The organism is Pseudomonas sp. RW407 (genome assembly GCF_003176655.1).
Lineage (GTDB): Bacteria > Pseudomonadota > Gammaproteobacteria > Pseudomonadales > Pseudomonadaceae > Pseudomonas > Pseudomonas delhiensis.
This window is the reverse complement of record NZ_QGSL01000107.1, coordinates 118,110-134,872: the sequence shown is the minus strand read 5'-3', so window position 1 is coordinate 134,872 and position 16,763 is coordinate 118,110. Positions and strand designations below refer to the sequence as shown.

The window sequence follows — 16,763 nt, the reverse complement described above, 5'->3', positions numbered from 1 at the left end:
ATTTTCTTTGAACCGCTGCGCTTGGCCGCCGGCCTAAATGGCATTCCTCCAGGAGGTGCAGGCCATGGCCAGCGACAAGCAGCACCCGGCGGGCGATGGCGCCGGGAAGGTCCGCCCCGGTTCGGCCAGGGCTGGCGAGAAGGGCGATACCGCGGACGATCTTTCCGCCGAGGAGCGCCGCAAGGTCGAGAAGGCCCAGCCGCCCCGGGCGCTGGTGCTCCACGAGGTGATCCGCCTGCAGGGCAACCACGAGCTGGAGCGCACCCTGGCGGCGCTCTGGTGGTCGGCCCTGGCCGCCGGGCTGACCATCGGCCTGTCGCTGATGGCCATGGGGCTGTTCCGCGCCAGGCTGCCGGAGCACGACAGCGCGGCCATTGTCACCAGCCTCGGCTACCCGGTGGGGTTCCTCGCCATCATCCTCGCCCGCCAGCAGCTGTTCACCGAGAACACCCTGACCGCGGTGCTGCCGCTGATGAGCGAGCCGACCCTGCGCAAGGCCGGGCAGTTGCTGCGCCTGTGGGGCGTGGTGCTGCTGGGCAACGTCGTCGGCGCGCTGCTGTTCGCTTACGCCATGCTGCACCTGCCGATCTTCGATGCGAAGACCGACCAGGCCTTCCTCGAGATCGGCCGCGAGGTCATGGAGAACGACGGCTGGCAGATGTTCTCCCGCGGCATCGTCTCCGGCTGGATGATCGCCACCATGGTCTGGCTGGTGCCGGCGGCGGAGGGCGCCAAGGTGTGGATCATCATCCTGGTCACCTACCTGATGTCGCTGGGCAGCTTCAGCCACATCGTGGTCGGCACCTGCGAGGTCGGCTACCTGATGTGGGCCGGAGAGCTGGGCTGGAAGGCCTTCCTGCTGGACTTCGCGCTGCCCACCCTGGCCGGCAACATCGTCGGCGGCAGCCTGATCTTCGCCCTGATCAGCCATGCGCAGATCCGCAGCGACAGCGGCGCGCCAATGAAAACGGCGCCCTAGGGCGCCGTCGTCGTTCGCGGGGTAGGTTACACGCCCAGCTTGTCGCGCAGGTTGTAGTACCAGGCGCCGATCGCGGAGAAGGGCACCTGGAACATGCGGCCGCCCGGGAAGGGGTAGTGCGGCAGGTCGGCGAAGGCGTCGAAGCGCTCGGCCTGGCCGCGCAGGGCCTCGGCCAGCACCTTGCCGGCCAGGTGGGTGTAGGTGACGCCGTGGCCGCTGCAGCCCTGGGAATAGTAGATGTTGTCGCCGATCCGGCCGACCTGCGGCAGGCGCGACAGGGTCAGCAGGAAGTTGCCGGTCCAGGCGAAGTCGATCTTCACGTTCTTCAGCTGCGGGAAGACCTTGAGCATCTTCGGACGGATGATGGCTTCGATGTTCGACGGATCACGGGCGCCGTAGACCACGCCGCCGCCGAAGATCAGGCGCTTGTCGCTGGTCAGGCGGTAGTAGTCGAGCAGGTAGTTGCAGTCCTCGACGCAGTAGTCCTGGGGCAGCAGGCTCCTGGCCAGCTCGTCGCCCAGCGGCTCGGTGGTGATCACCTGGGTGCCGCACGGCATGGACTTGGAGGCCAGCTCCGGAACCAGGCCGCCGAGGTAGGCGTTGCCGGCGACCACCACGAACTTGGCCTTCACCCGGCCTTGCGGGGTGTGCACCACCGGGTTGGCGCCACGGTCGATCTTCACCGCCGGGGACTGCTCGTGGATCACGCCGCCGAGGGATTCCACGGCCGCGGCTTCGCCCAGGGCGAGGTTCAGCGGGTGGATGTGGCCGCCGCTCATGTCGAGCATGCCGCCGATATAGCTGTCGGTCTTCACCACTTCGCGGATGCGCTTGGCGTCCATCAGTTCCAGCTGGGTGTGGCCGAAACGCTCCCAGAGCTTCTTCTGCGACTCCAGGTGGCCCATCTGCTTGGCGCTGAGGGCGGCGAACACGCCACCGTCCTTCAGGTCGCACTGGATGTCGTACCTGGCGATGCGCTCGCGGATGATGCGGCCGCCCTCGAAGGCCATCTGGCCGAGCAGTTGCGCCTGCTTCGGGCCGACGGTGCGTTCGATGACGTCGATGTCGCGGCTGTAGCTGTTGACGATCTGGCCACCGTTGCGGCCGGACGCGCCGAAGCCGACCTTGGCGGCCTCCAGCACGGTCACCTTGAAGCCGTTCTCCAGCAGGAAGAGGGCGGTGGACAGACCGGTGTAGCCCGCGCCGATGATGCAGACGTCGGTTTCGCTCTCGCCCTTGAGCTCGGGGCGCGGCGGGACCGGATTGGCCGAGGCTGCATAGTAGGAAGTGGGATAAGAAGTGTGCGGCATATTGCACCTGTGTTTGTTATTTTTTACGAGATGGGCTGATGCTACCCGAGTCGAAATCACTCGGCTAGTGGCCGTGCAAAATTTTTTACGCGAGAACGAACATAAAAAAATTCCCTTTTTCAGGGGGTTAGCGAAAAAATGCTTGACGGCTCAACGCCTTCGCGTAAAATGCGCCCCCATCGCTAGGCACATAGCTCAGTTGGTTAGAGCACCACCTTGACATGGTGGGGGTCGTTGGTTCGAGTCCAATTGTGCCTACCAAATTCCCGCTTCGGCGGTAGCGAAAGGGCGATCGATACAAGGTCGCCTTTTTCTTTAGGCACATAGCTCAGCTGGTTAGAGCACCACCTTGACATGGTGGGGGTCGTTGGTTCGAGTCCAATTGTGCCTACCAATTCACCGCTTCGGCGGTAGCAGAAAGGGCGATCCGCGAGGGTCGCCCTTTTTGTTTGGGTGCGTTTTGGGGCTGGTCGCGGACGAAGTCTGCTCCTGTGGTTCCAGGAAGCACGGTCGTAGGAGCGGACTCCGTCCGCGATTGGATTTACCGGCCACGCCGGGCGTCCCGGTGGCACGGCCAACGGCGGATAACCGCGAGCGGTTATTCGCCCTACGTCATGGGAGGGCTTGGCGTAGGGCGGACAGAGTCCGCTCCTACGGTTCCAGGGAAGCACGGATGTAGGAGTGGACTCCGTCCTCGATTGGATTCACCGGCCGCGCGGGGCGTCCCTGCGGTGCTGCCTCAGCGGTGCTCGAAGCCGGGGCCGCCGCCATGGCCGCCACCGCCGTGTCCGCCGCCTCCCGGGCCGCCGAAGGGCGGGAAGAACGGCCAGCAGCCGGACAGCGAGACAAGGGCGAGCAGCAGGGTGACTTTGGTCAGTCTGGAAAGCATGGCGACACCTGGGTTGGAAAAACGGGCGCAAAGTAGACACGCCCGTGCCGCGGGTGTCCCGCGAAACTTGGTATCGGCAGGGTAAGGTTTGTATCGGTGTCGATGCGTTCAGCCTGTTTGGCTGATTGCCGTTCGTGCCGGGCGCCAATTGGCGGTGATCGGTATAGTTTGCCTGGCAAAAGTGCGGTGTTTCTCGGTTGTGGGAGGTGGCATGGGCGGTAGGTGGGCCGGTGTTCTCGGTGGTTTGCTGTTGGCGTGTATGGCCAGTGGACTGGCAGCGGCTTCCGGGCTGGCGGAATGGCCGGAGGGCTGGCAGGTGACGCGTTCGCCCGAGGCGCCGGACGAGGCCGCGGCGCTGCGCCGCGAGCGTGGCGTCAGGCTGGCGGCGGACGGCTCCCAGGCGCTGGTGGTGGAAATCACCCGTAGCCGCCTGGCCGAGGCGAAGGATGTGGACCTGCAGCGGGTGATCCTGCAGATGCGCAAGTCGCTGCAGGTCGACTTCCTGCGCCAGGGTTTCCAGGCGGCCTGCAGCAAGCCGCGGCAGGCCGTGCTGGGTGGGCTGGATGCTCTGGAACTGGTCTGCTCGGTCAGCCAGAACGGCAACGAGGTCCTGAAGCAGGTGGTGCAGGTGGCGCTGGGGCGGGAGGCGGCCTATTCGCTGACTTACGCTGCCCCGGCGGCGGAATATCCGCAGCGGCTCGCCGAGATGGCGGCGTTCAAGGCCGGCCTGCGCCTGGAGTGAAATCGCCGGGCATGAAAAAGCCCCGCATCGCAGGCTGTGTGAAAACCTCAGGATCGGTCCCACTGGTTAAAAAACAACCTGGATTTCGCGTTTCTACGTGGATTCTGGATTGGCTGAATAGCCAAGCCTCTTCAGATTTCACGTAGGAACGCGCTCTTCGAAGAGCCGCTCGGTTTTTCACACAGCCTGCGAAGCGGGGCTTTCTCTTTTCAGCCGACGAACATCAGGCCAGGTCGAAGCGGTCCAGGTTCATCACCTTGGTCCAGGCGGCGACGAAGTCCTTGACGAATTTCTCCTTGGCATCGCTGCTGGCGTAGACCTCGGCCAGCGCACGCAGCACCGAGTGCGAACCGAAGATCAGGTCGGCACGGGTGGCGGTCCACTTCGGTTCGCCGCCCTTGCGGGCGCGGCCTTCGAAGACTTCCGCGGAGCCGTCCACAGGCGCCCAGACGGTGCCCATGTCCAGCAGGTTGACGAAGAAGTCGTTGCTGAGCACGCCGGGCTTGTCGGTGAACACGCCGTGGGCGCTGCCATCGTAGTTGGCGCCGAGCATGCGCAGGCCGCCGACCAGCACGGTCATTTCCGGTGCGGTCAGGGTCAGCAACTGGGCCTTGTCGACCAACAGTGCCTCGGTGGAGGTACCGGGGTTGGCGCTCTTGTAGTTGCGGAAGCCGTCGGCGATGGGCTCGATCACCTCGAAGGACTCGACGTCGGTCTGGTCCTGGCGGGCGTCCACGCGGCCCGGTGCGAAGGGCACGTCGACGTTCACGCCAGCAGCCCTGGCGGCCTGCTCGACGCCCACGTTGCCGGCCAGCACTATCACGTCGGCCAGCGATGCCTTGCCGGTGCTCCTCTGGATCTCGTCGAGCTTGGCCAGCACCTTGGCCAGTTGCGGCGGGTTATTGACCTCCCAGTCCTTCTGCGGCGCCAGGCGAATGCGCGCGCCATTAGCACCACCGCGCTTGTCGCCACCGCGGAAGGTGGAGGCCGAGGCCCAGGCGGTGGACACCAGCTCGGCGGTCGACAGGCCGGACTCGGCGATCTTCGCCTTCAGTTCGGCGATGTCCGCGGCGCTCGGGTTGTGCGTGGCCGGCGGCAGCGGGTCTTGCCAGATCAGGTCTTCCTTCGGCACTTCCGGGCCGAGGTAGCGGGCCTTCGGCCCCATGTCGCGGTGGGTCAGCTTGAACCAGGCGCGGGCGAAGGCGTCGGCGAAGGCCTGCGGATCGTTGAGGAAGCGCCGCGAGATCTTGCCGAACTCGGGGTCGAAGCGCAGGGTCAGGTCGGTGGTGAGCATGGTCGGTTTGCGCTTCTTCGACGGATCGAAGGGATCGGGGATGATCTCCGGCGCGTCCTTGGCGACCCACTGGATGGCCCCGGCGGGCGAGCGGGTCTGCTCCCATTCGTACTTGAACAGGTTCTCGAAGAAGAAGTTGCTCCACTGGGTGGGGGTCTGCGTCCACACCACCTCGATGCCGGAGGTGATGGCGTCGGCACCGCTGCCGGAGCCGTAGCTGCTGGCCCAGCCGATGCCCTGCTGCTCGATGGAGGCGGCTTCGGGTGCCGCGCCCACGTTATCGGCCGGGCCGGCGCCGTGGGTCTTGCCGAGGGTATGGCCACCGGCGATCAGGGCGACGATTTCCTCGTCGTTCATCGCCATGTTGCCGAAGGTCGCACGGATGGCCGGCGCGGCCGAGAGCGGGTCGCCGCTGGCGTTCGGGCCTTCCGGGTTCACGTAGATCAGGCCCATCTCGGTGGCGGCCAGGGGGTTCTTGGCCAGGGCCTCGGGGTCGCGGTGCACCAGCCAGGCTTTCTCGTCACCCCAGTTGACGTCGGTGTCCGGCTCCCAGACATCGTCACGGCCGGCGCCGAAACCGAAGGTACGGAAACCCATGGTTTCCAGGGCCACGTTGCCGGCGAGCACCATCAGGTCGCCCCAGGAAATCTTCTGCCCATATTTCTGCTTGATCGGCCAGAGCAGGCGCCGCGCCTTGTCCAGGCTGACGTTGTCCGGCCAGGAGTTCAGCGGGGCGAAGCGTTGTTGCGCACGGCCGGCGCCGCCGCGGCCGTCGGCGATGCGGTAGGTCCCGGCGGCGTGCCAGGCCATGCGGATCATCAGGCCGCCGTAGTGGCCCCAGTCGGCCGGCCACCATTCCTGGGAGTCGGTCATCAGGTGTTTCAGGTCGGCCTTCAGGGCCGAGTAGTCGAGTTTCTTGAACTCGTCGCGATAGTTGAACTTCTCACCCAACGGGTTGGATCTTTCCGAATGCTGGTTCAGCACTTCCAGCTTCAGTTGATTCGGCCACCAGTCCTGGTTGGTGGTGCCGCCACCAGCAACATAATGGAACGGGCATTTCGCTTCATTCGACATTGCTTTCTCCTTTGTCCTCATCGGGTCGGTCTGATCGACAGCTTGCCGACGGTGGGTTAAGACTAGTACCGCTCCGCTGGAGGGACCAATTTATGAAAAGCAACGGTGCGATAGTTTTTATCTCTTACCAGAACCGCGCCTGATAGCGTCCCGAACAGCGGCAATACAGCACTGCAATCCTCCCGGCAGCGCGTAGTGGCAACAAAAAAGCCCCTGCGTCCGGCGGGCGCGAGGGGCTTCTTTCAGTGCGGGTGGAACCTCATATCTGCGACTGCAGGTAGTTCTCCAGGCCTATCTTGGCGATCAGCCCGAGTTGCTGCTCCAGCCAGTAGGCATGGTCTTCCTCGGTGTCGGCCAGTTGGGCCTTCAGGATGTCGCGGCTGACGAAATCCTTGTGCTGCTCGCAAAGGGCGATGCCCTTGGCCAGGGCTGCGCGCACCTGGCGCTCCAGCTTGAGGTCGGCCTCGAGCATCTCCGGCACGGTACGGCCCGCGTGGATATCGTCGGGGCGCATGCGCGGCGTGCCCTCCAGCAGCAGGATGCGGCGGATCAGGGCATCGGCGTGCTGGGTTTCCTCTTCCATCTCGTGGTTGAGGCGCTCGTAGAGCTTGGCGAACCCCCAGTCCTCGTACATGCGCGAGTGGATGAAGTACTGGTCACGCGCGGCCAGCTCGCCAGTCAGCAGGGTATTGAGGTAGTCGATTACTTCAGCATGGCCTTGCATCAGTCAGCTCCATGAGTCCGATGAGGAATTGAAGAGAATTGGCTCCTCGACGACCATGATCCGCGTCAAGTCGAGGATAGTCCCGACGGCGCGGCGGCGCCTCACCAGGCACGTGGACCATGGGGCCGAAGGGAACGAGATACATTTCCGGCGGGCAATAAAAAACCGGGCCTGGGCCCGGTTTTTCACGAGTGGCTTTCGCCTTACTCGGCAGCTTCAACCGCTTCGCCGCCTACAGCACGATCAACCAGCTCGACGTACGCCATGGGGGCGTTGTCGCCAGCGCGGAAACCGCACTTGAGGATGCGCAGGTAGCCGCCCGGACGGTTGGCGTAGCGCTTGCCCAGCTCGTTGAACAGCTTGCCTACGGCTTCTTTCGAACGAGTACGGTCGAAAGCCAGACGACGGTTGGCGACGCTGTCTTCCTTGGCCAGGGTGATCAGCGGCTCGGCAACGCGGCGCAGTTCCTTGGCTTTGGGCAGGGTGGTTTTGATCAGCTCGTGCTCGAACAGCGACACAGCCATGTTCTGGAACATGGCCTTGCGGTGCGAGCTGGTACGGCTCAGGTGACGACCACTTTTACGATGGCGCATGGTTCAATTCCTTTCCAAACTTTACGTTCGGTAGCTACGACGATCAGGCAGTAGCCTTGTCGTCTTTCTTAAGACTTGCCGGCGGCCAGTTGTCGAGGCGCATACCGAGGGACAGACCGCGAGAGGCCAGGACGTCCTTGATTTCGGTCAGGGACTTCTTGCCCAGGTTCGGAGTTTTCAGCAGCTCTACTTCGGTGCGCTGGATCAGGTCACCGATGTAGTAGATGTTCTCCGCCTTCAGGCAGTTGGCCGAACGAACGGTCAGCTCCAGATCATCGACCGGACGCAGCAGGATCGGATCGATCTCGTCTTCCTGCTCTTCAACGACGGGCTCGCTGTCGCCCTTGAGGTCCACGAACGCTGCCAGCTGCTGTTGCAGGATGGTAGCGGCGCGACGGATAGCCTCTTCGGGGTCCAGGGTGCCGTTGGTTTCCAGATCGAGGACCAGCTTGTCCAGGTTGGTACGCTGTTCGACACGGGCGTTCTCGACCACGTAGGCAACACGACGTACGGGGCTGAACGAGGCGTCGAGTTGCAGACGGCCGATGCTGCGGCTTTCGTCTTCATCGCTCGAGCGGGCATCAGCCGGCTCGTAGCCACGGCCACGAGCGACTTTCAGCTTCATGTTCAGCGCGCCGTTATCGGCCAGGTGGGCGATAACATGGTCACCGTTGACGATCTCGACATCATGATCCAGCTGAATATCGGCAGCGGTCACCACACCCGAGCCCTTTTTCGCCAGGGTCAGCGTCACTTCGTCACGGCCGTGCAGCTTGATGGCCAGACCTTTCAGGTTGAGCAGGATCTCGATGACATCTTCCTGCACACCTTCGATCGCCGAGTACTCGTGGAGTACGCCGTCGATCTCGGCCTCGACCACTGCGCAGCCAGGCATGGAGGACAACAGGATGCGACGCAGCGCGTTGCCCAGGGTATGGCCGAAGCCACGCTCGAGAGGCTCGAGCGTGATCTTGGCGCGGGTTTGGCTGACCACCTGCACATCGATGTGGCGGGGGGTCAGGAACTCATTTACCGAACTCTGCATGGATGCACCTATTTTCTAGCCCTTACTTGGAGTAGAGCTCGACAATCAGGTTTTCGTTGATGTCGGCGGACAGATCGGCGCGAGCCGGAACACTCTTGAAGGTACCGGACTTCTTGTCGGCGTCCACTTCGACCCATTCAACGCGGCCGCGCTGGGCGCACAGATCCAGGGCTTGGGCGATACGCAGCTGGTTCTTCGACTTCTCGCGAACAGCAACGACGTCACCGGCCTTGATCTGGTAGGACGGGATGTTGACGGTCTGACCGTTCACGCTGATGGTCTTGTGGGACACCAGCTGACGGGATTCCGAACGGGTGGAACCGAAGCCCATACGGTAGACGACGTTGTCCAGACGGCATTCCAGCAGTTGCAGCAGGTTCTCACCAGTGGAGCCCTTGCGGCGGGAAGCCTCTTGGTAGTAACCACGGAACTGACGCTCCAGAACGCCATAGATGCGGCGAACTTTCTGCTTCTCACGCAGCTGCAGACCGTAGTCGGACAGACGGCCACGGCGAGCGCCGTGCTGGCCAGGAACCTGTTCGGCCTTGCACTTGGAGTCCAGAGCGCGAGCGCCGCTCTTCAGGAACAGGTCGGTGCCTTCACGGCGAGACAGTTTGCATTTGGGACCAATGTAACGAGCCATTTCTCACTGTCTCCTATTACACGCGACGCTTTTTCGGCGGGCGGCAGCCGTTGTGCGGGATCGGGGTTACGTCGGTAATGCTGGCGATCTTGTAACCGCAGGCATTCAGCGCACGAACAGCCGATTCGCGACCCGGGCCCGGGCCTTTGACGTTGACGTCAAGGTTCTTCAGACCGTATTCCAGAGCAGCCTGGCCGGCACGCTCGGCCGCTACCTGGGCAGCGAACGGGGTGCTCTTACGCGAGCCGCGGAAACCCGAACCACCGGAAGTGGCCCAGGACAGGGCGTTGCCCTGACGGTCGGTGATGGTAACGATGGTGTTGTTGAAGGACGCGTGGATATGCGCGATCCCGTCAACCACCGTCTTTTTGACTTTCTTACGAGGACGAGCAGCAGGTTTTGCCATGACTATATTCCTAAGCGATTACTTGCGGATCGGCTTACGCGGGCCCTTGCGGGTGCGCGCGTTGGTCTTGGTACGCTGACCGCGAACCGGCAGACCGCGACGATGACGCAGACCGCGGTAGCAACCGAGGTCCATCAGACGCTTGATGTTCATGTTGATTTCGCGGCGCAGGTCACCTTCGGTGGTCAGCTTGGCCACCTCGTTGCGCAGCGAATCGATCTGCTCTTCGCTCAGTTCCTTGATCTTCACTACCGGGCTGATGCCGGTGGCAGCGCAGATGCTCTGTGCGGTGGTGCGACCGACACCATAGATGTAGGTCAGCGAGATAACAGTGTGCTTGTTATCCGGAATGTTTACGCCTGCAATACGGGCCATTCAGAAAAACTCCAATTGACAGCTACCCGGCGCCCAGGAAGCCAAGAAAGGGCGCGGATATTAGCGCTGTAATAACAAATAATCAACCCGGCAGCGCACTAGCTGCCGGGCTATAACGCGTGGTTCACACTCAGCCTTGGCGCTGCTTGTGACGCGGCTCCGCGCTGCAGATCACGCGAACGACGCCTTCGCGACGGATGATCTTGCAGTTGCGGCACAGCTTCTTAACCGATGCACGAACTTTCATCAGTGACTCCTACTAACCTTACGGGCCGGTCAGCGCAGCATGCTGCTGCCGCCATAACCCTTCAGGTTGGCTTTCTTCATGAGGGATTCGTACTGGTGAGAAACGAGGTGCGATTGTACTTGGGCCATAAAGTCCATCACAACCACGACCACGATCAGCAACGAGGTCCCGCCGAGGTAGAACGGAACGTGAGCAGCCACCACCAGGAACTGGGGCAACAGGCACACCGCCGTCATGTACAGGGCACCGAACATGGTCAAACGGGTCAGCACGCCATCGATGTAGCGAGCGGACTGTTCGCCCGGACGAATACCCGGAATAAATGCACCGGACTTCTTGAGGTTTTCCGCCACGTCCTTGGGATTGAACATCAGCGCTGTGTAGAAGAAGCAGAAGAAGATGATCCCTGCACTAAACAGCAGAATGTTCAGCGGCTGCCCCGGCGCGATCGCTTGCGCGACGTCCTGCAGCCAACCCAGGCCCTCCGACTGACCGAACCAGGCGCCCAGGGACGCCGGGAACAGCAGGATGCTGCTGGCGAAGATGGCCGGGATCACGCCCGCCATGTTCACTTTCAGCGGCAGATGGCTGGTTTGCGCGGCAAACACCTTGCGACCTTGCTGGCGCTTGGCGTAATGCACGGCGATGCGGCGCTGACCGCGCTCGATGAACACCACGAACGCGATGATCGCGACGGCCAGCAGGCCTACGGCGATCAGGGCGAAGATGTTGATGTCACCTTGGCGGGCGGACTCGAAGGACTGCCCGATAGCGCGCGGCAGGCCGGCGACGATCCCGGAGAAGATCAGCATGGAGATACCATTGCCGACGCCCCGCTCGGTGATCTGCTCGCCCAGCCACATCATGAACAGCGCACCCGCCACGAAGGTGGTGACTGCCACGAAGTAGAAGCCGAAGTCATTGGAGAAGGCCACGCCCTGGCTGCCCAGACCAACGGCCATGCCGATGGCCTGGACCAGTGCCAGGACGAGCGTTGCGTAGCGGGTGTACTGGCTGATCTTGCGACGCCCAGACTCACCCTCTTTCTTCAACTGCTCCAGCTGCGGGCTGATAGCGGTCATGAGCTGCATGATGATCGATGCCGAGATGTACGGCATGATCCCCAGTGCGAAGATGCTCATGCGCTCCAGCGCGCCGCCGGAAAACATGTTGAAGAGGCTAAGAATGGTCCCCTCGTTCTGCCGGAACAGTGCCGCCAAGCGATCGGGGTTGATGCCCGGAACCGGGATGTGCGCACCTATCCGATAGACGATGATCGCCAGGAACAGGAAACGCAGACGTGCCCAGAGCTCGGACAGACCGCCACCGTTGCTCAGCGCAGAGAGAGCACCTTGCTTAGCCATTTAGTCCTCGATTTTGCCGCCAGCTGCTTCGATAGCCGCACGAGCGCCCTTGGTGGCGCCGATGCCTTTCAGGGTGACCGCGCGGGCAACTTCACCGGACAGCACGACTTTGACGCGCTGTACGTTGCGGTTGATCACGTTGGCATCCTTCAGGGCCTGCACGGTGACGACTTCGCCTTCGACCTTGGCCAGCTCGGAGGTACGAACCTCAGCGCGATCCAGGGCTTTCAGGGACTTGAAGCCGAACTTCGGCAGACGGCGGTGCAGCGGCTGCTGGCCACCCTCGAAGCCCGGGGCGATGGTGCCGCCGGAGCGAGAGGTCTGACCTTTGTGACCACGGCCACCGGTCTTGCCCAGACCGCTACCGATGCCACGGCCCGGACGCAGCTTCTCGCGACGGGCACCCGGCGCGGAACGCAGATCGTTCAGTTGCATGGATTAACCCTCCACACGCAGCAGGTAGTAAGCCTTGTTGATCATGCCGCGGTTCTCAGGAGTGTCCTGAACTTCGACGGTATGATTGATGCGACGCAGGCCCAGGCCTTTGACGCAAGCCTTGTGATTGGCCAGACGGCCGTTCAGGCTTTTGATCAGGGTAACTTTGACAGTTGCCATGGTTAGAGAATCTCCTCGACGCTCTTGCCACGCTTGGCCGCTACCGACTCAGGGGACTGCATGTTCTTCAGGCCCTTGAAGGTGGCGTATACCACGTTGACCGGGTTGGTCGAACCGTAGCACTTGGCCAGAACGTTCTGCACACCGGCCACTTCCAGGACGGCACGCATGGCGCCGCCGGCGATGATGCCGGTACCTTCGGAAGCCGGCTGCATGTACACCTTGGAGGCGCCATGGGCGGACTTGGTCGGGTACTGCAGGGTGGTGCCGTTCAGATCCACCTGGATCATGTTGCGGCGAGCAGCTTCCATGGCCTTCTGGATGGCGGCCGGCACTTCACGCGCCTTGCCACGACCGAAGCCAACACGGCCTTTGCCATCGCCAACCACGGTCAGCGCGGTGAAGGCGAAGATACGGCCACCTTTTACGGTTTTGGCGACGCGGTTAACTTGAACCAGCTTCTCGATGTAGCCTTCGTCGCGCTTTTGATCGTTGTTTGCCATAACTTAGAACTCCAGACCGCCTTCGCGAGCGGCATCAGCCAGGGCCTTGATACGGCCGTGGTACTTGAAGCCAGAACGGTCGAACGCCACCTGAGTGACGCCGGCAGCCTTGGCGCGTTCGGCGACCAGTTGACCAACTTTCTTGGCTGCGTCGACGTTGCCGGTGGCACCTTCGCGCAGTTCCTTGTCCAGGGTCGAGGCGCTGGCCAGGACCTTGCCGCCGTCGGCCGCGATGACCTGGGCGTAAATGTGCTGGGAGGAGCGGTACACGCAAAGGCGTACGGTTTCCAGCTCGCGCATCTTCAGGCGTGCCTTGCGAGCGCGACGCAGACGGGTTTCTTTCTTGACGCTCATTTGCTATGCCCTACTTCTTCTTGGCTTCTTTACGAAGTACGACTTCGTCGGAATACCGCACACCCTTGCCTTTGTAAGGCTCCGGCGGACGGAAGTCGCGAATTTCCGCGGCGACCTGGCCGACCAGCTGCTTGTCGATGCCCTTGATCAGGATATCGGTCTGGCTGGGGGTTTCAGCGATGATGCCGGCGGGCAGTTCGTAATCAACCGGGTGGGAGAAGCCGAGAGCCAGGGACAGCACTTGGCCTTTGGCCTGCGCTTTGTAACCAACGCCGACCAGCTGGAGCTTGCGCTCGAAGCCCTGGCTGACGCCGATCACCATGTTGTTGACCAGGGCGCGGGTGGTACCGGCCATGGCGCGGGTCTGCTGGTCGCCGTTACGGGCGGCGAAACGCAGCTCACCGTTGTCCTGGATGACTTCTACGGACGGATGGACCTTCAGCTCGAGGGAGCCTTTGGAGCCCTTGACCGAGAGTTCCTGGCCAGCCAGCTTGATTTCGACACCGGCGGGCAGCTTGACGGGGTTCTTAGCAACGCGAGACATGCTGATTCCCCTTAGAACACAGTGCAGAGCACTTCGCCACCGACGCCTGCGGCACGGGCGGCACGGTCAGTCATCACACCCTTGTTGGTGGAGACGATCGATACACCCAGACCGCCGCGAACTTTCGGCAGCTGATCTACGGACTTGTACTGGCGGAGGCCAGGACGGCTGATGCGCTTCACTTCTTCGATGACAGGCTTGCCTTCGAAGTACTTCAGCTCGATGGAAAGCTGAGGCTTGGCCTCGGCGCTGACTTGGAAGTCCGCAATGTAACCTTCGTCCTTGAGGACTTTGGCTACAGCCGCCTTCAGCTTGGAAGACGGCATGCTCACGACGGTCTTTTCAGCCATCTGGGCATTACGGATGCGAGTTAGCATGTCTGCTAACGGGTCCTGCATACTCATGGGCTTAATGCTCCTGATACAAAAGATAAGCCTTAACGAAACTCACCCACAAAAGACCAGGCGAGATAAACCCCTGGCTCGGGGGAGCCGGGTATTCTAGAGATCGCTCAAAAACGAATCAAGCCCCACGAGGGGGCTTGATTCGTTAAGCGATCAACGGAGCCGTTGCCGGCTCCGCTTGCCGACTTACCAGCTGGCTTTCACCAGGCCCGGTACGTCGCCGCGCATGGCGGCTTCACGCAGCTTGTTACGGCTCAGGCCGAACTTGCGGTAGAAGCCGTGCGGACGACCGGTCAGGCGGCAACGGTTACGCAGGCGGCTGGCGCTCGCGTCACGCGGTTGCTTCTGCAGGGCGACCTGCGCATTCCAACGCTCTTCCTGGGAGGAGTTCGGATTAGCGATGATCGCTTTCAGCTCGGCACGCTTCTGGGCGTACTTGGCTACCGTGCGCTGACGCTTCAGCTCACGGTTTTTCATGCTCTCTTTGGCCATGGTCCTACTCCAATCAGTTGCGGAACGGGAAGTTGAAGGCGCGCAGCAGAGCGCGACCTTCATCATCCGTACGGGCGGTGGTGGTCAGAGTGATGTCCATGCCGCGCAGAGCATCGATCTTGTCGTAATCGATTTCCGGGAAGATGATCTGCTCTTTCACGCCCATGCTGTAGTTGCCGCGGCCATCGAAGGACTTGGCATTCAGGCCGCGGAAGTCACGCACGCGCGGCAGCGAGATGGCGAGCAGGCGGTCCAGGAATTCGTACATGCGGTCGCCACGCAGGGTGACCTTCACGCCGATCGGCCAGCCTTCACGGATCTTGAAGCCGGCGATGGACTTACGAGCGTAAGTCACGACCGGCTTTTGGCCTGCGATCTTTTCCAGATCGGCCACGGCGCTCTCGATGACTTTCTTGTCACCGACAGCTTCGCCAAGACCCATGTTCAGGGTGATTTTGGTAACGCGCGGAACTTCCATCACGTTCGCCAGCTGAAGCTCTTGCTTCAGCTTGGGCGCGATTTCCTTCCGGTACAGTTCTTTCAATCGTGCCATGGTATCTACCTACTCCCTCAAGCCTGGACCGGTTTCTGGGTCGACTTGAAGACACGAACCTTCTTACCGTCTTCTACCTTGAAGCCAACGCGGTCAGCCTTGCTGGTTTCCGGGTTGAAGATGGCGACGTTGGAGACGTGCAGAGGCGCCTCCTTCTCGACGATCCCGCCTTGCTGGTTGAGCATGGGGTTGGGCTTGGTGTGGCGCTTGATCAGGTTCACGCCGCCAACGACCAGACGGTCGTCAGCGAGAACTTTCAGCACCTTGCCACGCTTGCCCTTGTCCTTGCCGGCAATGACGATGACTTCGTCGTCACGACGAATTTTTTGCATGACGGCTACTCCTTACAGCACTTCAGGGGCGAGCGAGACGATCTTCATGAACTTCTCGGTACGAAGTTCACGAGTCACGGGCCCGAAGATACGGGTGCCGATCGGCTCCTGCTTGTTGTTCAGCAGGACGGCGGCGTTACCGTCGAAGCGGATGATGGAGCCGTCGGTGCGACGAACGCCGTGCTTGGTGCGAACGACCACGGCAGTCATGACCTGGCCTTTCTTCACCTTGCCGCGCGGAATCGCTTCCTTGACGGTGACTTTGATGATGTCGCCAATGCCGGCGTAGCGACGGTGGGAACCGCCGAGCACCTTGATGCACATTACGCGACGCGCGCCGCTGTTGTCAGCGACATCGAGCATGGATTGAGTCTGAATCATTATCTATCTCCGACCCTTAGACTTCCACCGCGCGCTCGACGATATCAACCAGGGTCCAGGCCTTGGTCTTGGCCAGCGGACGGGTTTCGCGAATGGTGACCAGGTCACCAATGCGGCACTGATTGGTTTCGTCGTGGGCGTGCAGCTTGGTCGAACGCTTCACGTATTTGCCGTAGATCGGGTGCTTGACGCGACGCTCGATCAGAACGGTGACGGTCTTGTCCATCTTGTCGCTGACGACGCGGCCGGTCAGCGTACGGACGGTTTTCTGAGCTTCAGCCATGTTCACTTACCTGCTTGCTGATTGAGCACAGTTTTGACGCGAGCGATGTCGCGCTTCACCTGCGAGAGCAGGTGGGACTGCGCCAACTGGCCAGTTGCCTTCTGCATGCGCAGATTGAACTGGTCGCGCAGCAGGCCGAGCAGTTGCTCGTTCAGCTGCTCCACGGATTTCTCACGAAGTTCATTCGCTTTCATCACATCACCGTCCGCTTAACAAAGGAGGTGGCGAGCGGCAGCTTTGCAGCAGCCAGGGCGAATGCCTCACGCGCCAGCTCTTCGGATACACCCTCGATCTCGTACAGGACCTTGCCCGGTTGAATCTGGGCTACCCAGTACTCGACGCCGCCCTTACCTTTACCCATACGTACTTCCAGGGGCTTCTTGGTAACCGGCTTGTCGGGGAATACGCGGATCCAGATCTTGCCGCCACGTTTTACGTGACGGGTCAGCGCACGACGTGCGGACTCGATCTGACGCGCGGTGAGACGGCCACGGCTGGTCGCCTTGAGAGCGAACTCGCCGAAGCTGACTTTGCTACCGCGATGAGCCAGGCCACGGTTGTGACCGGTCATTTGCTTGCGGAACTTCGTACGCTTAGGTTGCAGCATTTGCGTACTC

26 protein-coding genes and 2 tRNA genes are annotated in these 16,763 nt (G+C 61.9%); 4 read left to right on the top strand and 24 right to left on the bottom strand.

Features of this window, described 5'->3' with window-relative positions; genetic code table 11:
- Positions 1–64 precede the first annotated feature (64 nt).
- Entirely contained in the window at positions 65–979 is a 915-nt protein-coding gene (locus DK254_RS24620; protein ID WP_109935929.1) for a formate/nitrite transporter family protein, read from the top strand.
- Between the two features lie 26 nt (positions 980–1,005).
- Here DK254_RS24620 and DK254_RS24615 read toward each other — a convergent pair whose 3' ends face one another.
- Complete coding sequence (locus DK254_RS24615) at positions 1,006–2,289, bottom strand: FAD-binding oxidoreductase (protein ID WP_109935928.1); 1,284 nt, start codon at positions 2,287–2,289, stop codon at positions 1,006–1,008.
- 184 nt (positions 2,290–2,473) lie between these two features.
- On the opposite strand from DK254_RS24615, the gene DK254_RS24610 reads away from it, so the two are divergent.
- Positions 2,474–2,550, top strand: a tRNA-Val gene (locus tag DK254_RS24610).
- Between the two features lie 56 nt (positions 2,551–2,606).
- Positions 2,607–2,683, top strand: a tRNA-Val gene (locus DK254_RS24605).
- Between the two features lie 345 nt (positions 2,684–3,028).
- Here DK254_RS24605 and DK254_RS34420 read toward each other — a convergent pair.
- The gene (locus DK254_RS34420) at positions 3,029–3,178 is read right to left on the bottom strand and encodes a hypothetical protein (protein WP_177412111.1); all 150 of its coding nucleotides are present in this window, start codon (positions 3,176–3,178) and stop codon (positions 3,029–3,031) included.
- A gap of 211 nt (positions 3,179–3,389) precedes the next feature.
- On the opposite strand from DK254_RS34420, the gene DK254_RS24600 reads away from it, so the two are divergent.
- Positions 3,390–3,920, top strand: a complete 531-nt coding sequence (locus tag DK254_RS24600) for a DUF4946 domain-containing protein (protein WP_109935927.1) — start codon at positions 3,390–3,392, stop codon at positions 3,918–3,920.
- A gap of 223 nt (positions 3,921–4,143) precedes the next feature.
- On the opposite strand, the gene katG is transcribed toward DK254_RS24600, so the two are convergent.
- The 22 genes from katG to rplP all read right to left on the bottom strand — a co-directional run bounded on the left by katG (position 4,144) and on the right by rplP (position 16,753).
- The gene (gene katG, locus DK254_RS24595; RefSeq protein WP_177412110.1) at positions 4,144–6,288 is read right to left on the bottom strand and encodes a catalase/peroxidase HPI; all 2,145 of its coding nucleotides are present in this window, start codon (positions 6,286–6,288) and stop codon (positions 4,144–4,146) included.
- 259 nt (positions 6,289–6,547) lie between these two features.
- Positions 6,548–7,012, bottom strand: a complete 465-nt coding sequence (gene bfr, locus DK254_RS24590; RefSeq protein WP_109935925.1) for a bacterioferritin — start codon at positions 7,010–7,012, stop codon at positions 6,548–6,550.
- Positions 7,013–7,215: 203 nt separating this feature from the next.
- Positions 7,216–7,605: a 50S ribosomal protein L17 gene (gene rplQ / locus DK254_RS24585; protein ID WP_089393437.1), complete on the bottom strand. Its 390-nt coding sequence runs from the start codon at positions 7,603–7,605 to the stop codon at positions 7,216–7,218.
- Positions 7,606–7,648: 43 nt separating this feature from the next.
- Positions 7,649–8,650, bottom strand: a complete 1,002-nt coding sequence (gene rpoA, locus DK254_RS24580) for a DNA-directed RNA polymerase subunit alpha (RefSeq protein WP_009617182.1) — start codon at positions 8,648–8,650, stop codon at positions 7,649–7,651.
- A 22-nt stretch (positions 8,651–8,672) separates the two neighbouring features.
- Complete coding sequence (gene rpsD / locus DK254_RS24575) at positions 8,673–9,293, bottom strand: 30S ribosomal protein S4 (RefSeq protein WP_109935924.1); 621 nt, start codon at positions 9,291–9,293, stop codon at positions 8,673–8,675.
- Between the two features lie 16 nt (positions 9,294–9,309).
- The gene (gene rpsK, locus DK254_RS24570; RefSeq protein ID WP_003093689.1) at positions 9,310–9,699 is read right to left on the bottom strand and encodes a 30S ribosomal protein S11; all 390 of its coding nucleotides are present in this window, start codon (positions 9,697–9,699) and stop codon (positions 9,310–9,312) included.
- Between the two features lie 18 nt (positions 9,700–9,717).
- Positions 9,718–10,074 carry a 30S ribosomal protein S13 gene (rpsM, locus tag DK254_RS24565; RefSeq protein WP_074985975.1) on the bottom strand — a complete coding sequence of 119 codons (357 nt, stop codon included), beginning with the start codon at positions 10,072–10,074 and terminating at the stop codon, positions 9,718–9,720.
- 130 nt (positions 10,075–10,204) lie between these two features.
- Complete coding sequence (gene rpmJ / locus DK254_RS24560) at positions 10,205–10,321, bottom strand: 50S ribosomal protein L36 (protein ID WP_002555468.1); 117 nt, start codon at positions 10,319–10,321, stop codon at positions 10,205–10,207.
- A 29-nt stretch (positions 10,322–10,350) separates the two neighbouring features.
- Complete coding sequence (gene secY, locus DK254_RS24555) at positions 10,351–11,685, bottom strand: preprotein translocase subunit SecY (protein ID WP_009617177.1); 1,335 nt, start codon at positions 11,683–11,685, stop codon at positions 10,351–10,353.
- Positions 11,686–12,120 carry a 50S ribosomal protein L15 gene (gene rplO / locus DK254_RS24550; RefSeq protein WP_009617175.1) on the bottom strand — a complete coding sequence of 145 codons (435 nt, stop codon included), beginning with the start codon at positions 12,118–12,120 and terminating at the stop codon, positions 11,686–11,688.
- A 3-nt stretch (positions 12,121–12,123) separates the two neighbouring features.
- Entirely contained in the window at positions 12,124–12,300 is a 177-nt protein-coding gene (gene rpmD, locus DK254_RS24545) for a 50S ribosomal protein L30 (RefSeq protein WP_009617174.1), read from the bottom strand.
- A 2-nt stretch (positions 12,301–12,302) separates the two neighbouring features.
- Positions 12,303–12,803, bottom strand: a complete 501-nt coding sequence (gene rpsE / locus DK254_RS24540) for a 30S ribosomal protein S5 (RefSeq protein ID WP_009617173.1) — start codon at positions 12,801–12,803, stop codon at positions 12,303–12,305.
- A gap of 3 nt (positions 12,804–12,806) precedes the next feature.
- Positions 12,807–13,157: a 50S ribosomal protein L18 gene (gene rplR / locus DK254_RS24535; protein ID WP_109935923.1), complete on the bottom strand. Its 351-nt coding sequence runs from the start codon at positions 13,155–13,157 to the stop codon at positions 12,807–12,809.
- A 10-nt stretch (positions 13,158–13,167) separates the two neighbouring features.
- A complete protein-coding gene (gene rplF, locus DK254_RS24530; RefSeq protein WP_109935922.1) occupies positions 13,168–13,701 on the bottom strand; it encodes a 50S ribosomal protein L6 in 534 nt (177 codons plus the stop codon).
- Between the two features lie 11 nt (positions 13,702–13,712).
- A complete protein-coding gene (rpsH, locus tag DK254_RS24525) occupies positions 13,713–14,105 on the bottom strand; it encodes a 30S ribosomal protein S8 (protein WP_109935921.1) in 393 nt (130 codons plus the stop codon).
- A gap of 186 nt (positions 14,106–14,291) precedes the next feature.
- Entirely contained in the window at positions 14,292–14,597 is a 306-nt protein-coding gene (gene rpsN, locus DK254_RS24520) for a 30S ribosomal protein S14 (RefSeq protein WP_009617169.1), read from the bottom strand.
- 13 nt (positions 14,598–14,610) lie between these two features.
- Entirely contained in the window at positions 14,611–15,150 is a 540-nt protein-coding gene (rplE, locus tag DK254_RS24515) for a 50S ribosomal protein L5 (protein ID WP_089393439.1), read from the bottom strand.
- Between the two features lie 17 nt (positions 15,151–15,167).
- Positions 15,168–15,482: a 50S ribosomal protein L24 gene (rplX, locus tag DK254_RS24510; protein WP_009617167.1), complete on the bottom strand. Its 315-nt coding sequence runs from the start codon at positions 15,480–15,482 to the stop codon at positions 15,168–15,170.
- Positions 15,483–15,494: 12 nt separating this feature from the next.
- Positions 15,495–15,863: a 50S ribosomal protein L14 gene (gene rplN / locus DK254_RS24505; RefSeq protein ID WP_003093714.1), complete on the bottom strand. Its 369-nt coding sequence runs from the start codon at positions 15,861–15,863 to the stop codon at positions 15,495–15,497.
- A gap of 16 nt (positions 15,864–15,879) precedes the next feature.
- A complete protein-coding gene (rpsQ, locus tag DK254_RS24500; protein WP_009617165.1) occupies positions 15,880–16,146 on the bottom strand; it encodes a 30S ribosomal protein S17 in 267 nt (88 codons plus the stop codon).
- 2 nt (positions 16,147–16,148) lie between these two features.
- Entirely contained in the window at positions 16,149–16,340 is a 192-nt protein-coding gene (gene rpmC, locus DK254_RS24495) for a 50S ribosomal protein L29 (RefSeq protein WP_009617164.1), read from the bottom strand.
- Positions 16,340–16,753, bottom strand: coding sequence for a 50S ribosomal protein L16 (rplP, locus tag DK254_RS24490; RefSeq protein ID WP_009617163.1), 414 nt, complete (start codon positions 16,751–16,753; stop codon positions 16,340–16,342). Before rplP ends, rpmC begins: the two co-directional genes overlap by 1 nt.
- Between the last annotated feature and the right edge of the window lie 10 nt (positions 16,754–16,763).

What these genes read in the sequence shown, in the direction of transcription:
- DK254_RS24620 (WP_109935929.1), top strand. Translation starts at nt 65, where the DNA reads ATGGCCAGCGACAAGCAGCACCCGGCGGGCGATGGCGCCGGGAAGGTC.
- DK254_RS24615 (WP_109935928.1), bottom strand. Translation starts at nt 2,289, where the DNA reads ATGCCGCACACTTCTTATCCCACTTCCTACTATGCAGCCTCGGCCAAT.
- DK254_RS34420 (WP_177412111.1), bottom strand. Translation starts at nt 3,178, where the DNA reads ATGCTTTCCAGACTGACCAAAGTCACCCTGCTGCTCGCCCTTGTCTCG.
- DK254_RS24600 (WP_109935927.1), top strand. Translation starts at nt 3,390, where the DNA reads ATGGGCGGTAGGTGGGCCGGTGTTCTCGGTGGTTTGCTGTTGGCGTGT.
- katG (WP_177412110.1), bottom strand. Translation starts at nt 6,288, where the DNA reads ATGTCGAATGAAGCGAAATGCCCGTTCCATTATGTTGCTGGTGGCGGC.
- bfr (WP_109935925.1), bottom strand. Translation starts at nt 7,012, where the DNA reads ATGCAAGGCCATGCTGAAGTAATCGACTACCTCAATACCCTGCTGACT.
- rplQ (WP_089393437.1), bottom strand. Translation starts at nt 7,605, where the DNA reads ATGCGCCATCGTAAAAGTGGTCGTCACCTGAGCCGTACCAGCTCGCAC.
- rpoA (WP_009617182.1), bottom strand. Translation starts at nt 8,650, where the DNA reads ATGCAGAGTTCGGTAAATGAGTTCCTGACCCCCCGCCACATCGATGTG.
- rpsD (WP_109935924.1), bottom strand. Translation starts at nt 9,293, where the DNA reads ATGGCTCGTTACATTGGTCCCAAATGCAAACTGTCTCGCCGTGAAGGC.
- rpsK (WP_003093689.1), bottom strand. Translation starts at nt 9,699, where the DNA reads ATGGCAAAACCTGCTGCTCGTCCTCGTAAGAAAGTCAAAAAGACGGTG.
- rpsM (WP_074985975.1), bottom strand. Translation starts at nt 10,074, where the DNA reads ATGGCCCGTATTGCAGGCGTAAACATTCCGGATAACAAGCACACTGTT.
- rpmJ (WP_002555468.1), bottom strand. Translation starts at nt 10,321, where the DNA reads ATGAAAGTTCGTGCATCGGTTAAGAAGCTGTGCCGCAACTGCAAGATC.
- secY (WP_009617177.1), bottom strand. Translation starts at nt 11,685, where the DNA reads ATGGCTAAGCAAGGTGCTCTCTCTGCGCTGAGCAACGGTGGCGGTCTG.
- rplO (WP_009617175.1), bottom strand. Translation starts at nt 12,120, where the DNA reads ATGCAACTGAACGATCTGCGTTCCGCGCCGGGTGCCCGTCGCGAGAAG.
- rpmD (WP_009617174.1), bottom strand. Translation starts at nt 12,300, where the DNA reads ATGGCAACTGTCAAAGTTACCCTGATCAAAAGCCTGAACGGCCGTCTG.
- rpsE (WP_009617173.1), bottom strand. Translation starts at nt 12,803, where the DNA reads ATGGCAAACAACGATCAAAAGCGCGACGAAGGCTACATCGAGAAGCTG.
- rplR (WP_109935923.1), bottom strand. Translation starts at nt 13,157, where the DNA reads ATGAGCGTCAAGAAAGAAACCCGTCTGCGTCGCGCTCGCAAGGCACGC.
- rplF (WP_109935922.1), bottom strand. Translation starts at nt 13,701, where the DNA reads ATGTCTCGCGTTGCTAAGAACCCCGTCAAGCTGCCCGCCGGTGTCGAA.
- rpsH (WP_109935921.1), bottom strand. Translation starts at nt 14,105, where the DNA reads ATGAGTATGCAGGACCCGTTAGCAGACATGCTAACTCGCATCCGTAAT.
- rpsN (WP_009617169.1), bottom strand. Translation starts at nt 14,597, where the DNA reads ATGGCCAAAGAGAGCATGAAAAACCGTGAGCTGAAGCGTCAGCGCACG.
- rplE (WP_089393439.1), bottom strand. Translation starts at nt 15,150, where the DNA reads ATGGCACGATTGAAAGAACTGTACCGGAAGGAAATCGCGCCCAAGCTG.
- rplX (WP_009617167.1), bottom strand. Translation starts at nt 15,482, where the DNA reads ATGCAAAAAATTCGTCGTGACGACGAAGTCATCGTCATTGCCGGCAAG.
- rplN (WP_003093714.1), bottom strand. Translation starts at nt 15,863, where the DNA reads ATGATTCAGACTCAATCCATGCTCGATGTCGCTGACAACAGCGGCGCG.
- rpsQ (WP_009617165.1), bottom strand. Translation starts at nt 16,146, where the DNA reads ATGGCTGAAGCTCAGAAAACCGTCCGTACGCTGACCGGCCGCGTCGTC.
- rpmC (WP_009617164.1), bottom strand. Translation starts at nt 16,340, where the DNA reads ATGAAAGCGAATGAACTTCGTGAGAAATCCGTGGAGCAGCTGAACGAG.
- rplP (WP_009617163.1), bottom strand. Translation starts at nt 16,753, where the DNA reads ATGCTGCAACCTAAGCGTACGAAGTTCCGCAAGCAAATGACCGGTCAC.